Source organism: Mesorhizobium sp. M0751, from assembly GCF_040320265.1.
Classification (GTDB): Bacteria; Pseudomonadota; Alphaproteobacteria; order Rhizobiales; family Rhizobiaceae; genus Mesorhizobium.
The window spans coordinates 216716-231824 of sequence record NZ_JAMYPH010000003.1 but is presented as its reverse complement, the minus strand read 5'-3'; the positions used below and the strand labels follow the sequence as shown (position 1 = coordinate 231824).

The 15109-nt window shown below is 63.7% G+C and carries 10 protein-coding genes; 8 read left to right on the top strand and 2 right to left on the bottom strand.

Features of this window, described 5'->3' with window-relative positions:
* Positions 1 to 71: 71 nt before the first annotated feature.
* The 7 genes from NKI19_RS06455 (at position 72) to NKI19_RS06425 (ending at position 12926) form a co-directional block, all read left to right on the top strand.
* On the top strand, positions 72 to 5552 hold the full coding sequence (locus tag NKI19_RS06455) for an alpha-2-macroglobulin family protein (RefSeq protein ID WP_352564373.1): 5481 nt from the start codon (positions 72 to 74) through the stop codon (positions 5550 to 5552).
* A 217-nt stretch (positions 5553 to 5769) separates the two neighbouring features.
* On the top strand, positions 5770 to 7860 hold the full coding sequence (pbpC, locus tag NKI19_RS06450) for a penicillin-binding protein 1C (protein WP_352564371.1): 2091 nt from the start codon (positions 5770 to 5772) through the stop codon (positions 7858 to 7860).
* Between the two features lie 174 nt (positions 7861 to 8034).
* Positions 8035 to 8820 (top strand): M15 family metallopeptidase, encoded by a 786-nt coding sequence (locus NKI19_RS06445; protein WP_352564369.1) that lies wholly within the window; start codon positions 8035 to 8037, stop codon positions 8818 to 8820.
* Positions 8821 to 9036: 216 nt separating this feature from the next.
* Entirely contained in the window at positions 9037 to 10065 is a 1029-nt protein-coding gene (locus tag NKI19_RS06440) for a sulfate ABC transporter substrate-binding protein (RefSeq protein ID WP_352491075.1), read from the top strand.
* Between the two features lie 18 nt (positions 10066 to 10083).
* Entirely contained in the window at positions 10084 to 10935 is an 852-nt protein-coding gene (gene cysT, locus NKI19_RS06435) for a sulfate ABC transporter permease subunit CysT (protein WP_352465239.1), read from the top strand.
* Positions 10928 to 11812, top strand: a complete 885-nt coding sequence (gene cysW, locus NKI19_RS06430) for a sulfate ABC transporter permease subunit CysW (RefSeq protein ID WP_292658912.1) — start codon at positions 10928 to 10930, stop codon at positions 11810 to 11812. Before cysT ends, cysW begins: the two co-directional genes overlap by 8 nt.
* A gap of 73 nt (positions 11813 to 11885) precedes the next feature.
* Complete coding sequence (locus NKI19_RS06425; RefSeq protein ID WP_352564367.1) at positions 11886 to 12926, top strand: sulfate/molybdate ABC transporter ATP-binding protein; 1041 nt, start codon at positions 11886 to 11888, stop codon at positions 12924 to 12926.
* Positions 12927 to 12933: 7 nt separating this feature from the next.
* On the opposite strand, the gene NKI19_RS06420 is transcribed toward NKI19_RS06425, so the two are convergent.
* Both NKI19_RS06420 and NKI19_RS06415 read right to left on the bottom strand, forming a co-directional pair.
* A complete protein-coding gene (locus NKI19_RS06420; protein WP_502899242.1) occupies positions 12934 to 13338 on the bottom strand; it encodes a type II toxin-antitoxin system VapC family toxin in 405 nt (134 codons plus the stop codon).
* Positions 13338 to 13610: an antitoxin gene (locus tag NKI19_RS06415; RefSeq protein WP_352564364.1), complete on the bottom strand. Its 273-nt coding sequence runs from the start codon at positions 13608 to 13610 to the stop codon at positions 13338 to 13340. Before NKI19_RS06415 ends, NKI19_RS06420 begins: the two co-directional genes overlap by 1 nt.
* A gap of 283 nt (positions 13611 to 13893) precedes the next feature.
* On the opposite strand from NKI19_RS06415, the gene NKI19_RS06410 reads away from it, so the two are divergent.
* Positions 13894 to 14880 carry a sulfate ABC transporter substrate-binding protein gene (locus NKI19_RS06410; protein ID WP_352564363.1) on the top strand — a complete coding sequence of 329 codons (987 nt, stop codon included), beginning with the start codon at positions 13894 to 13896 and terminating at the stop codon, positions 14878 to 14880.
* The last annotated feature ends 229 nt before the right edge of the window (positions 14881 to 15109 follow it).

Sequence of the window (15109 nt, the reverse complement as noted above, 5' to 3'; positions counted from 1 at the left end):
GCGTCCTGATGTTGACAAGCGCGACTGAAGCTTGAACATTTCTGGACGTAAGCACTTGTCTGGAGGGGTTTATGGCAATGCGCGCGGCTCGTGGTCTATCGATTCTTTTCCTTCTCTTTTTTGCCTGGAGCGGTGTCGCGCAAGCGGCCGAAGCCCGGCGGGTGGTGACATCGGACAATTCCGATTATTTCGGTTTCGATCTCAGATCCGACCAGAATGTCAGCCTCGACCAGTGCAAGACCACCTGCCTCGGCGACCCGGCCTGCCGCGCCTTCACCTACAACCTCAAGGCCAAATGGTGCTTCCTTAAATCCGATTACAATTCGTTGAAACCCTTCGGCGGCGCCGTCGCCGGCAAGGTCGTCAACATCGATGGCGATCCCGACATCGGCGCGCCACCCGAACTCGCCTTCTTCCCCAACTGGATGGCCGACCAGGCCCAGCAGTACCGCAACAAGCTCACTAGCCCGACCTACGTCAAGCCGACCGAGGGGCTGACGGCGCTGAGGGCCGCCGCCGAACAGTCGGCGCTGACGGGCGATCATCGCTCGGCCATGAACAAATACGAGGCGGCGGTTTCGGTGTTGCCTGATGATGGCCAGCTCTGGCTCGAGCTGGCGCGCGAAACGCTTGCCGTCCATCCGACCGCCAACAGTTCGGAGCCGTCGACGCTGCCGGCGAACGCCACTTCCGCCGCCTTCAACGCCTACAAATTGCTGCGCACCACAAAGACGCGCGCCGACGTGCTGGCCCTGCTCGGGGACGGCCTTGATCGCCGCGATCTCTACAGGCCGGCCCTGCAGGCCTACGAGGCGAGTCTCGCTCTCGTCAATTCGCCGGGAGTCAGGGCCGCCTACCAGGATCTCAAGGCCCGCAAGGGCTTCCGCGTCATCGATCATACCGTCGATGCCGACACCAGCGCGCCACGCATCTGCGCGCAGTTCTCCGAGGAACTGGTCAAGACCGGCGTCGATTACTCGCAGTTCGTTACCGTCGACAACGCCGCTCCCAAGGGCGTCGACGCCAAGGACAAGCAGATCTGCGTCGAAGGGCTCGAGCACGGCCAACATTATGACGTGACCTTCCGCGCCGGTCTGCCGGCCGCCATTGGCGAGGTCACCGCGGCACCGGTGGTTCTGTCGATCTACGTGCAGGACCGCGCGCCTTCGGCCCGCTTCACCGGCGACAGCTTCGTGCTGCCCGCCGGCGCACGCCGCGGCATACCGGTCGTCACCGTCAACATGAATGCCGCCGAAATGAAGCTCTTCCGCATCGGCGACCGCTCGCTGGCCCAGCTTCTGTCGGGATATCAGTTCCTGCGCCAACTCGACGGCTACGATATTTCGAACATCTCCGAACAGATGGGCGAGCCGGTCTGGCAAGGCCAGCTCGACATCGCCAACGACCTCAACAAGGAAGTCACCACCTCCTTCCCCATCGACGAGGCGTTGCCGAAGCGCAAGCCCGGCGTCTATGTGCTGACCGCACAAGCCGTCGACGATCGCAGCGACGACTATGATTCGCACGCCACGCAATGGTTCGTCGTCTCCGATATCGGCCTGTCGACCTATACCGGACAGGATGGGCTGAATGTCTTTGCCCGTTCGCTCGCAACCGCCAGACCGATCGCCGGCGCCGAGCTGACGCTGCTGGCCAGAAACAATGAAATCCTCGGCACCGCGACCACCGACGCGGAAGGGCGGGCGGTGTTCAATCCCGGCCTGACGCGCGGCGACAGCGGCATGGCCCCGGCCGTGCTGATGGCCAAACAGGGCGACGACGATTTCGTCTTCCTCGATATGGGCCGGGCCGGCTTCGACCTGTCCGACCGTGGCGTCGCCGGACGGCCGGCACCTGGCGCGCTCGACGTCTATGCCTGGACCGAGCGCGGCATCTACCGCGCCGGCGAAGATGTCCATGTCGCGGCTCTTGCCCGCGACAGTGCCGCCAAGGCGGTCGAGAATCTGCCGCTGACCTTCATCTTCTCGCGGCCCGACGGCGTCGAGGACCGCCGCATCGTCAGCGATGGCGCATCGGCCGGCGGTCACGCGGTCGACCTGCCGCTGGAACCCAACGCCATGCGCGGCACCTGGACGGTGGCGATCCATACCGATCCCAAGCAGGCGGCAGTCGCCAGCCAGATGTTCCTGGTCGAGGACTTCGTACCGGATCGCATCGAGTTCGACCTGTCCTCCGACAAGCAGGAGATCGCCCAGGGCGAGACCGCCAACATCACCGTCGACGGCCGCTTTCTCTACGGCGCGCCGGCGGCGGGCCTCGCGCTCGAAGGCGAATTGACGCTGTCGACCGGCCGCGACTGGGACCGCTTCAAGGGCTATTCCTTCGGTCTGGCCGACGAACAGTCGGCCGAACCGACGGTGACGCCCTTCACCGGCCTGCCGGTGGTCGGCGAGGACGGCAAGGCGACCTTCCCGGTTTCCGTCGATCAATTGCCATCCACCACCAAGCTGGTCGATGCAAAGGTCACGGTCAGGATGCGTGAAACCGGCGGCCGTGCGATCGAGCGCTCGCTGAACATCGGCATACGCCCGCAGGGCCACATGATCGGCATCCGCCCGGATTTCGACGACGACGAGGTGCCGCAAGGCGGCACGGCCAAGTTCAGCCTGATCGCTGTCGACCCAGACGGCAAGCGTGAGGCGCTGAAGGGCGCGCAGTGGTCGCTGGTCAAGGTGGAGCGTAGCTACCAGTGGTACCGCTCGAGCAACTCCTGGAACTATGAGCCGGTCACCTTCACCAAGGCGGTGGCCAACGGCCAGGTCGACCTGAGCACCGATGGCGAGGCGACGGTGTCGCTGCCGGTCGACTGGGGCCGCTACCGGCTCGAGATCGAGACAGCGGATCCGGAAGGCCCGGCCACCAGTTACGAGTTCGACGCCGGCTGGTATGTCAGTTCCACCACCACCGAAACGCCCGACGGCCTCGAGATCGCCCTCGACAAGGATACCTATGCGGCGGGTGAAGTGGCCAAGCTCAAAGTGTCGCCGCACTTTGCCGGCGAGCTGCTCGTCACCATCGGCGCCGACAAGCTCCTGAAGACCGTCACCGCCAGCGTGCCGGCCGGCGGCAGCACCGTCGATATCCCGGTCGGCGACGACTGGGGTGCCGGCGCCTACGTCACGGCAACGCTGTTCAGGCCGGGCGATGCGCAAGAGACACGCATGCCGGCGCGCGCCATCGGCGTCAAATGGCTGAAGCTCGATCCCGGCTCGCGCAAGCTTGCCGTCAGCCTGGCGCCGCCGGACAAGACCATGCCGCGCCAGCAGCTGTCGATCCCGGTCGCCGTTGCCGGCGTGCAGCCCGGCACCAATGCCTATGTCATGATCGCGGCCGTCGACGTCGGCATCCTCAACCTGACCAACTACAAGGTGCCGGATCCGGAGAACTGGTTCTTCGGCCAGCGCATGCTCGGTCTCGAGGTTCGCGACATCTATGGCCGGCTGATCGACGGCTCGCTGGGCACAACCGGTAAGCTGCGCACCGGCGGCGATGGCGCCAACATGCAATCGCAAGGCAGTCCGCCGACCGAAAAGCTGGTCGCCTTCTTCTCCGGCCCGGTCCAGCTCGATGCCGACGGCAAGGCGCGGATCGACTTCGACATTCCGCAGTTCAACGGCACCGTGCGCGTCATGGCCGTCGCCTGGACCAAGGAGGCCGTCGGCCATGCCCAGTCCGACGTCATCGTGCGCGATCCGGTGGTGATCACCGCCGGCCTGCCGCGCTTCCTGGCGCCCGGCGATTCCGCCGTCATGCGGCTCGACGTCTCCGACACCGACGGCCCCGCTGGCGACTACAAGCTGACCATCGACACGACGGGCGACCTGTCTACCGGCAGTGCCGCCTTGCCTGAAAAGCTGACGCTGGCCAAAGGCAAGCGGCAGACACTGACCGTACCATTGATTGCGCAGACTGCGGGCAACGCCTCGATCACCATCAAGCTTGCGCATGCCGACGGCACCGCCGTCGAGCAGACGCTCTATGTGCCGGTGCGCCCGGCGCAACTGCCGGTGACCACCCGCATGGTCGTCGACCTCAAGGGCAATGGCGGCGCGCTGCGCGTCGACAAGGAACTGCTGGCGGCAAGCCTGCTCGATGGCGCTTCGGTCAGCGTCGGGGTTTCGCAGGCGGCTGCCTTCGATGTGCCGTCGCTGCTGATGACGCTCGACCGCTATCCCTATGGTTGCGCCGAACAGACCACCAGCCGCGCCATGCCGCTTCTCTACGTCAACGAGATGGCTTCCGGCATCGGCATGGCCAGCGACCCCGATCTGCATGGCCGCGTCCAGGACGCCATCTACAAGGTGCTGAGCTACCAGGCCTCGGCCGGCAGCTTCGGCCTGTGGGGTCCGGGTTCCGGCGATCTGTGGCTCGACGCCTATGTCACCGATTTCCTGACCCGAGCACGCGAGCAGAAATACGACGTGCCGGCTCTGGCGATGAACCAGGCGCTGAGCAATCTGCAGAACGCGATCGGCTACGATCAGGACGTCCAGGATCGCGGCAGCGAGATCGCCTATGCGCTTTATGTGCTTGCCCGCAACAAGAAGGCCTCGGTCGGCGATCTGCGTTATTATGCCGACACCCAGCTCGAAGCCTTTACCAGCCCGATGGCCGTTGCCCAATTGGCGGCGTCTCTCGCGCTCTACGATGACACCCAGCGCTCGGAGGCAACCTTCCAGGCCGCGCTGCAGCTGGCCAAGTCGACGCCCGAGTATGACTATTACCGGTCCGACTATGGCTCGCCACTGCGTGACGGCGCGGCGATCCTGGCGCTTGCCGCGGAAAGCAAGCCGGTGCCGACCATCGTGCCGGCGCTGATCCAACTGGTGACCAGGGAACGCGCCGACGCCAGGTGGACCAGCACGCAGGACGAGTCCTGGATGCTGCTGGCGGCCCGCGCGCTGAAGGCCGGCAATGATTCGATCGCGCTGACCGTCAACGGCGCACCGCACGCCGGCGGTTATTCGGACCAGATCGCCGGCAGCGACCTGGCCGACAGTCCGCTGACCATCGTTAATACCGGCAGAAATCCGCTGCAGGCGGTCGTCACCACCGTGGCCTCGCCGATCCAGCCTCTGCCGGCCGGCGGCAATGGCTTTACCATCAGCCGTACCTACTACAGGCTCGACGGCACAGAGGCCAACGTGACGGAGGTCAAGCAGAACGAACGCTATGTCGTCGTGCTCAAGGTTTACGAGCAGAACACCTGGCCTTCGCGCCTGCTGATCACCGACCTGTTGCCGGCCGGCTTCGAGATCGACAATCCGGGCCTGGTTTCCAGCGCCCAATTGACGAACTTCTCCTGGCTGGCGCAGACCGATGCCGCCCATCTCGAATTCCGCGACGACCGTTTCGTTGCGGCATTCAATCCGAACGACGGCGACGGCGACCGCAATATCACGCTCGCCTACGTCGTGCGCGCGGTGACGCCGGGCACCTACGCCCACCCGGCAGCAACGATCGAGGACATGTACCGGCCGCAATATTCGGCCCGCACCGCCACCGGCATGATGGAGGTCAAGGCGCCGTAAAGGCACCGTTGGTGACGATCATGAACAGAACGCTGGTGCTGCCCCTCATCCGCCTGCCGGCACCTTCTCCCCGTACAGTGACGGGGAGAAGGGGACTGTCGCGATCGTCGGCACCTGTTTTTCAACGTTGGAAACTGGCGAAAGCCTCGATGCAGGCTCCTTTCTCCCCGTCACTATACGGGGAGAAATGCCCGGCAGGGCAATGAGGGGCAGCGCCATGTTCTCAAGAAAGCTCCTTCACCGCACCGCCATCGCAAGCATCTCCTTCGCCGGTCTCGCTGCAATCACCGCCGCCGCCCTCTGGCAGCTCGACCGCGCTTTTCCGCCGCCGCTGCCGATTGCGCTGACGGTCTCGACCGAAGTGCAGGACCGTGACGGCCAGCTGTTGCGCGCCTTCGCCACGCCGGACGGCTACTGGCGGCTCGCTACCAGCCTGGACCAGGTCGACAAGCAGTTCGTAGACATGCTGGTCACCTATGAGGACAAGCGCTTCTGGGATCATCAAGGCGTCGACGTGCTGGCACTGGCGCGTGCCGCCGGCCAGTTCGCGACCAGCGGCCATATCGTCTCCGGTGGTTCGACGCTGTCGATGCAGCTCGCGCGGCTGATCGAACCGCGCGACAGCCGCAGCCTCGGCTCGAAGATCAAGCAGATGCTGCGCGCCGTCCAGATCGAACGGCGGCTTTCCAAGCGCGAGATCCTGGAACGCTATCTGACGCTGGCGCCCTATGGCGGCAATCTCGAAGGTGTGCGCGCCGCTTCGCTCGCCTATTTCGGCAAGGAGCCGAAGCGGCTGACGGTCTCGGAGGCGGCCCTGCTCGTCGCGTTGCCGCAATTGCCGGAAAAGCGGCGCCCCGACCGCAACCTCGACGTCGCCCATGCGGCCCGCGACCGCGTGCTGACCCGCATGGTCTCGGCGGGCCTGCTCGGCGAACGCGAGGCCGCGCGAGCCGCGCTCGACGATGTGTCGGGGCTGCGGCGCACCTTGCCGGCACTCGCTGCCCATGCGGCCTATGCGATGCTGCCCAAGGCAATCCCCGGCCAGAAGCTGCAACTGACGATCCGCAAGAGTGTCCAGGAAGGGCTGGAGCAGGTGGCCAAGGATGCCGCCGCCAGGCTCGGCCCTCGCCTCTCGGTGGCCATGGTGCTGGCCGATTCCCGCACCGGCGATATCCTTGGCGAGGTCGGCTCCGCCGATTTCTTCGATGCCAGCCGTTCGGGCTGGATCGACATGACCAAAGTCGTTCGCTCGCCTGGCTCGACGCTGAAGCCGTTCATCTACGGCCTCGCCTTCGAACAAGGCCTGGTGGCGCAGGAGACGCTGATCGAGGACAGCCCAGCCGATTTCTCCGGTTACCGGCCGAAGAACTTCGACATGGGCTATCAGGGCGATGTCAGCATCAGGCAGGCGCTGCAATTGTCGCTCAACGTGCCGGCGATCCGCGTGCTCGACGCGGTCGGCCCGGCTCGGCTGATGGCGCGCTTTCGCCAGGCCGATGTGACCCCTATCCTACCCGTCAACGAAGCGCCCGGCCTGGCGATCGGCCTCGGCGGCGTCGGGGTGACGCTGCGCGACCTGGTTCAGCTCTATACCGGGCTTGCCAATGGCGGCAAGGCACACACGCTGCATGACGGCACCGAGCCGGCGAATGCCGAACGCTCAACCACCACCATCCTCGATGATCAGGCGACCTGGCAGATCACCGACATCCTGTCGGGCGTCAAGCCGCCCCAGGGTGCCGCCCAACGCGGCATCGCTTACAAGACCGGCACCTCCTACGGCTATCGCGACGCCTGGTCGGTCGGCTTCGACGGCCGCTATGTGCTCGGCGTGTGGGTCGGCCGCCCCGACGCCGGCGCGGTGCCCGGCCTGTCCGGCTACATCTCGGCAGCGCCCATCCTGTTCGAAGGCTTTGTCCGTTCCGGCCTGGCCGCCGTGCCGCTGCCAAGCCAGCCGTCCGGCGTCCGGCGTCCGAAGCGCGAGGAGCTGCCGGTGACGCTGACGCGCTTCGGCGTCGGCACCGATGGGCTGGTGCAGGCGACGCCGACCGAACCTGCGCCAACCATCATCTTTCCGCCCGACGGTGCCCGCGTCGATCTCGACACTTCCTCGGCCGACGCCTCGCCGCTGGTTCTCAAGCTGCAAGGCGGCCGCGCACCATTCCGCTGGTTGGCCAACGGCAAGCCGCTGGTCGGCATCGACCGGCGGCGCACCGCGACCTGGCAGCCGGACGGCGCCGGCTATTCGACCCTGACCGTGATCGACGCGGCGGGACGCGCGGCCAGCGTGAAGGTTTTTGTTGAATAGACGGCGCCAAGCGATTAACTGAATTGGTTTTCCATAGGTCGGCGGATAGCAGGATATTCACCCATGCCTGTTCCGAGGCACCCCCCTCTGGCCTGCCGGCCATCTCCCCCGCAAGGGGGGAGATCGGATGTCTCCATCGTTTTCGCCAATCACCAAGGTTGGAGAGCAAGCGAGGTGGCGGAGCTGCCAATCTCTCCCCTTGCGGGGGAGATGGCCGGCAGGCCAGAGGGGGGTGTGCCGAAGCGCGCCCTGCAAAAGATTGCCGCGGTCCTTGCCACGTTGTTCGCAATCATCCTCTCCGCCTCCGCCGCTGACCTCCCGGCCGGTTTCGTCCGCCTTGCGGACATCGACCCGACGATCCGGCAGGATATCCGCTATGCCGGCCTCGAAAATTTCCTGCATCGCAAGGTAAGCGGTTACGATGCGCCGGTATGCGTCCTCACTAGGCAAGCGGCGCAAGCGCTTTCGGGAGTGCAGAAAGTGATTGCTGCCGAAAGGCTGACGCTGGTCGTGTTCGACTGCTACCGCCCTGCACGGGCTGTCACCGACATGGGTGAATGGACAAAAACGGGCGGGCCACCGGACCCGCAATGGTACCCGAAGATCAAGCGCAAGGATCTCATCGCCAAGGGCTATATCGGCGAACTGTCCACCCATTCGCGCGGATCGACGGTCGATGTCGCGATCGCGCCAGCCGATCGCAAGAGCGCTCCGAAACCGGCCTGCGGCGCGACCGATGCCGACACGCTCGATTTCGGCACGGGTTTCGACTGTTTCGATCCGGCGAGCGAAACGGCTCACCGACCGATAGCCAGTGGAGCGGCGGCAAACCGCAAAAAACTTGTCGAGGCGATGCGCGCCGGCGGCTTCAAGAATTACGCGCGCGAATGGTGGCACTTCACGCTGGAGAACGAGCCGTTTCCAAGGGAGCGCTTCAACTTTCCCGTTACCGCCGAATAGCCAGCCGAACCTTCGGACGCGACGCAGCCATTGCCGAAGAGCTGGCCGTCTCTAGTTAATCGCGTCGGGAGCGCGGTCGGTCCATGCGGGGAAAATAGTTCCTCGCATCGCCGAAACTAGGCGAAAAATTGCTTCAATGAGCCAAAAAAGGCAACATTGAATGCATCTAAATTCTATCAATTCGGTAGATTTGGCGCGAGTTCAACGGAGGCGGAAATGACCAAACCTCATTTCAGGAAACTGCTCGGCGCACTGGTCGCCACATCTGTCCAGTTCGGCACGCTCGGTTTCGCGTTTGCCGACACCACCATTCTCAACGTGTCCTATGATCCGACGCGTGAGCTCTACAAGCAATTCGACGAGGCCTTCATTGCCCACTGGAAGGCCGAGACAGGCGAGACGGTCACCGTCCAGCAGTCGCATGGCGGGTCGGGTGCCCAGGCCCGCGCCGTGATCGACGGGCTCGACGCCGACGTGGTGACGCTGGCGCTCGAAGGCGACATCAACGCGATTGTCTCGAAATCGAAGAGGATCAATCCCGACTGGCGGACGAAATTCGAAAACAATTCCGCGCCCTACACCTCGACCATCATCTTTCTGGTCCGCAAGGGAAACCCCAAAGGCATCCATGACTGGAGCGATCTGGTCAAGGACGATGTCCAGGTGATCACACCCAATCCGAAGACCTCCGGTGGCGCGCGCTGGAACTATCTCGCCGCCTGGGCCTACGCCAGCGCCAAGGATGGCGGCGACGAGGCCAAGACCAAGGAATTCGTCGGCAATCTCTATGCGCATGTCCCGGTTCTCGACACCGGTGCGCGCGGCGCAACCGTGACCTTCGCGCAAAAAGGGCTGGGCGACGTGCTGCTCGCCTGGGAAAACGAGGCCTATCTGGCGCTCGACGAGTTCGGCGCCGACAATTTCGATATCGTCTACCCGCCGACCTCGATCCTGGCCGAGCCGCCGGTCGCCGTGGTCGACGCCAATGTCGACGCCAAAGGCACGCGCAAAGTTGCCGAAGCCTATCTGAGCTATCTCTATTCCAAGGAAGGCCAGACGATCATCGCCAAGAACCATTATCGCCCTTCGAAGCCGGACCTGGTACCGGCGGAGGACCTGGCCAAGCTGCCTGAGATCAAGCTGATCACCATCGACGACCCGCTTTTTGGCGGCTGGAAGAAGGCACAGCCTTATCATTTCGGCGATGGTGGTATATTCGACCAGATCTATAAGCCGGCCCAGTAGCATTTAGATCAGGACGACATGACCACAGCACCCGCCAAGGCGGGGTGGCGGTTCAGACAGCCGAGCGTCATTCCGGGTTTCGGATTGACGCTCGGCTTCTCGCTTGCCTACCTCACCATCATCATCCTCATTCCCCTGTCCGGGCTGATCTGGCGCTCGGCGGCGCTCGGCTGGACCGACTTCTGGGCGATCGTCACCGACCGCCGCACCATCAACGCGCTTGAAATCAGCTTCGGCACCGCTTTCATTGCCGCCGCCGTCAACGTCGTCTTCGGCACGATCGTCGCCTGGGTGCTGGTGCGCTACAGCTTTCCGGGCCGCCGCATCGTCGATGCCATGGTCGACCTGCCCTTCGCGCTGCCGACGGCGGTGGCCGGCATCGCGCTGACCACGCTTTACGCACCGAACGGCTGGATCGGAAGCCTGCTGACGCCGCTCGGCATCAAGGTCGCCTATACGCCGCTCGGCATCGTCATCGCGCTGGTCTTCATCGGCCTGCCTTTCGTCGTGCGCACCGTGCAGCCGATCATGGAGGAGATCGACAAGGAGGTGGAGGAAGTGGCCGCCACGCTCGGCGCCAATCGCTTCCAGATCATCAGCCGCGTTCTGCTTCCCGGACTGGCGCCGGCCATCGTCACCGGTTTCGCGCTGGCCTTCGCGCGCGGCGTCGGCGAATACGGCTCCGTTATCTTCATCGCCGGCAACCTGCCCTTCAAATCCGAGATCGCGCCGCTTCTGATCGTCATCCGGCTGGAGGAATATAATTACGCCGCGGCGACCGCGATTGCGGCGATCATGCTGGCGCTGTCCTTCGTCATGCTGCTGGTCATCAACCTGGTGCAGACCTGGAGCCGCAAGCGCTATGGCTGACCCGGAGATCAAATCCTACGCGCCGCACCACGAGAGCCAGTCGCCGGCAGTGACCGAAAGCCGTACGGCGAGAACCGTGCTGATGATCGTGACCTTTGCCTTTCTCGGCATTTTCCTGCTCCTGCCGCTGATCATCGTCTTCAAGGAAGCTTTCGCCAAAGGCATCGAGGCCTACACACAGGCGCTGGGCGAACCGGACACGCGCTCGGCGATTCGCCTGACGCTTCTGGTCGCGGCGATCTCGGTGCCGCTCAACGTCGTCTTCGGTATTTCCGCCGCCTGGGCGATCGCCAAGTTCGAGTTCAAGGGCAAGGCGTTCCTGACCACGCTGATCGACCTGCCGTTTTCGGTCTCCCCGGTCATTTCCGGCCTGGTCTATGTACTTCTGTTCGGGGCGCAAGGCCTGCTCGGCGCCTGGCTCAAGGCGCATGGCATCGTCATCCTGTTTGCCGTGCCAGGCATCGTGCTTGCCACGATCTTCGTCACGTTCCCCTTCGTCGCCCGCGAATTGATTCCGCTGATGCAGGAACAAGGCAACGGCGACGAGGAGGCAGCCCTGTCGCTCGGGGCCAATGGCTGGCAGGCGTTCTGGTACGTGACGTTGCCCAACGTCAAATGGGGATTGCTCTACGGCGTGCTGTTGTGCAATGCCCGTGCCATGGGCGAGTTCGGCGCGGTCTCGGTTGTGTCGGGCCACATACGCGGGCTGACCAACACCATGCCACTGCATGTCGAAATCCTTTATAACGAGTACAATGCCGCCGCCGCCTTTGCCGTCGCTTCGCTGCTTGCCGGCCTGGCGCTCGTCACGCTGGTCTTGAAAACACTTCTCGAGATGCGCTACGGCGCCGAGATCGCCGCGACGCGCGGACACTGACAAAATGCATGTCGCCCAAAACTGGGAACCGGTTTTGGGATAACGACATGCATCAACTACAAAAGGGATTTGCATGGAAGTTCGCGTTGCCAACGTGCGCAAGGAGTTTGAGCGGTTTCCGGCCCTCCACGACGTTTCGCTCGACATCAAGTCGGGAGAACTGATCGCTCTGCTGGGACCTTCCGGTTCCGGCAAGACGACGCTGCTCAGGCTGATTGCCGGGTTGGAGCGGCCGACCCGCGGAAAGATCTTCTTCGGCGAAGAGGATGCCTCGCAAAAGTCGATCCAGGAGCGCAATGTCGGCTTCGTCTTCCAGCACTACGCGCTGTTTCGCCATATGACGGTCGCCGACAATATCGGCTTCGGACTCAAAGTCCGGCACGGGCCGTCACGCCCGTCGGCGAAGGAAATCCGCCGCCGCGCCTCGGAACTCCTCAACCTCGTTCAGCTTTCCGGCCTAGAAAAACGCTATCCGGCGCAACTTTCGGGCGGCCAGCGCCAGCGGGTGGCGCTGGCCCGCGCCATGGCGATCGAACCAGCCGTGCTTTTGCTCGACGAGCCGTTCGGCGCGCTCGACGCGCAGGTGCGCCGCGAGTTGCGCCGCTGGCTGCGCGACATCCACGACACCACGGGTCATACCACCGTCTTCGTCACCCATGACCAGGAAGAGGCGCTGGAGCTTGCCGACCGCGTCGTGGTGATGAGCCAGGGCCGCATCGAGCAGGTCGGCACCGCCGACGAGATCTACGACACGCCGAACTCGCCCTTCGTCTACGGTTTCATCGGCGAATCGAGCTCGCTTCCAGTCAAGGTCGAGGACGGCCAGGTCTGGATCGCCGACCGGCCGATCGGGCTTTCCGCACCGCACGCACCGCAAGGCGAAGCGACGCTGTTCTTCCGCCCGCACGACGTCGATCTGGTGGAAGAATGCAACGGCTGCATCGCCGGCACGGTCGCCGCCAGCCGCCGCGTCGCCGGCACCAGGCGGGTCGAGCTCGAAATCGGCGGCGAACGCCAGCGGGTCGAGATCGAATTGCCCGTCGATCATCCGGCAGCGCAGAAAAGTCGAGTGGCTTTTAGGCCGCGGCGCTGGAAGCTTTTTCCGGCTGCTTGATCCTCTATCAGGCGCTAACCAGCCAGTTCTCGACCTTCAGGCCTTTGATCCGGTTGAACTCCCCGGTGTTGGCCGTCACCAGGGTAGTTCCCAGCGCACGGGCGTGGGCAGCAATAAAAAGGTCGTTTTGGCCGATGGTCTGGCCCCTGCCTTCCAGTTCTGCGCGAATCGCGCCGTACTCGGCATCCACCGGCGCATCGAGCGGCAAGACGGGAATCTCAGCCAGCAATTCCTCAACCTTCTTGTGCAACTTGGCTGATCTTTTCTTGACACAGCCATATCGCAGTTCCGACGCGACCACGATGCTGGTACACACGGCGGCGTCTCCCACGCGCAAGACAGCGCTTGCGGCTTTCCCGGCCGGATTTCGGATCATGTCGCTGACAATGTTCGTGTCCAGCATGAACCTCATCAAAAAAATTCCTCGGATTTGACAGGCATATCCTCGACTTCGGGAAAGTCTTCCTCGGCACCCGGCGGCGGCTCTTTCGCCCATTGCGCGAGCAGTGCGGTGAGGCCAGGTTTGCGGACCGGCTCGATGATGAGGCGGTCGCCTTCACGGCTGATCAAGACCTTTTCGCCGGGAAGTTCGAACTCGACAGGAATGCGCACCGCCTGGCTGCGATTATTACGAAACAGCTTCGCCTCCTTTGGCGGGGTTGTTGAATGGCGGCGTTGAGGCATGACGACAGCTCCTTGTATATACCATTTGTATATGCCAGACAGCACGGCGATGCAATTGCCTTGCACCGCGTTGGCCGGCCGGGAACCATCGTGCAGGCCGACGGCATCGGCACCGCCGCCAAGCTGTCCTGAGACTCTGCTTGAAAGAAAAAACTAGAAATCGCCCACAGCGGGAATATTTCTTCTATCGACAACGTGGAGCGGCCGCTCCGCGTCCCTCGTCGCGCACAATGTCTTGCCGCTATGGTCCGGCATTAAGCGCACGGCATTGGAGCCCTGTTTTATGAAGCGATTTTTGCTTGGCGTCGCCACGTTGGCCGGCCTGTTCCTCGCATCCTCCCAAGCCTGGTCGGCCGACAAACTGCTGAACGCCTCTTACGATGTCGGCCGCGAACTGTTTGCGCAGATCAACAAGGCATTCGTCGCCGCGCACCCAGGCGTCGCCATCGATCAGTCGCATGCCGGGACGTCGGCGCAGGCACGCGCCATTGCCGAAGGCCTCGGCGCCGACGTGGTCACCTTCAACCAGGTCATCGACATCGACTTCCTGGTCAAGAAAGGCCTTATCTCCGCCGACTGGCAGAAGGACTTTCCGGACAACGCCTCGCCTTTCTATTCGCTGCCCTCCTTCCTGGTGCGCGCCGGTAATCCGAAGCACATCAAGGATTGGAACGATCTCGTGCGCGACGACGTCCAGGTGATCTTCCCCAATCCGAAAACATCGGGCAATGCGCGCTACACCTATCTCGCGGCCACCGCCTACGCCAAGGAAGCCTTCAAGGGCGACGATGCCAAGGTGAAGGAGTTCGTGACAAAGCTGTTTAACAACGTGCCGGTGTTCGACAGCGGCGGGCGCGCCGCGACCACCACTTTCGTGCAGCGCGAGATCGGCGACGTGCTCATCACCTTCGAGTCGGAAACGCGCGGCGTCCGCAAGGAGTATGGCGAGGACAAATTCGAGCAGGTGACGCCTTCGGTCAGCCTGTTGGCGGAATTTCCGGTGGCGATCGTCGACACGGTCGCCGACGAGCACGGCACACGCGATCTCGCCAAGACCTATCTCGACTTCCTCTATGCGCCGGAGGGCCAGGACATCGCAGCCCGCAACGGCCTGCGGGCCCGCGACCCGGCCGTCGCCGCCAGATACAAGGCTGAGTTTCCCGATGTCCGCCTGCTGACGGTGGATGACGTCTTCGGCGGCTGGGCCAAGGTCCAGGCCGAGCATTTTGCAGCGGGCGGCCTGCTCGACCAGACTTACGGCAGCCGCTGACGTCGCCAACCTCGCGAACTGATTGAAAGCCGGCGCTTGCCGGCTTTCTCTCCATTTTTTGCCCGCCGAAATTGCAGCTTCCGCACATTCCGGACCGCCCGCCCGCCAAAACGTTACGAAGAATCAACGCGTTTGCGCGCAATATGTCGTCGGACGGGCCTGTCTGCGCGAACGGCATCGCACGGCCAAACCGTCATTATTTGCACACAAACAGCCGCCAGATGCGGGT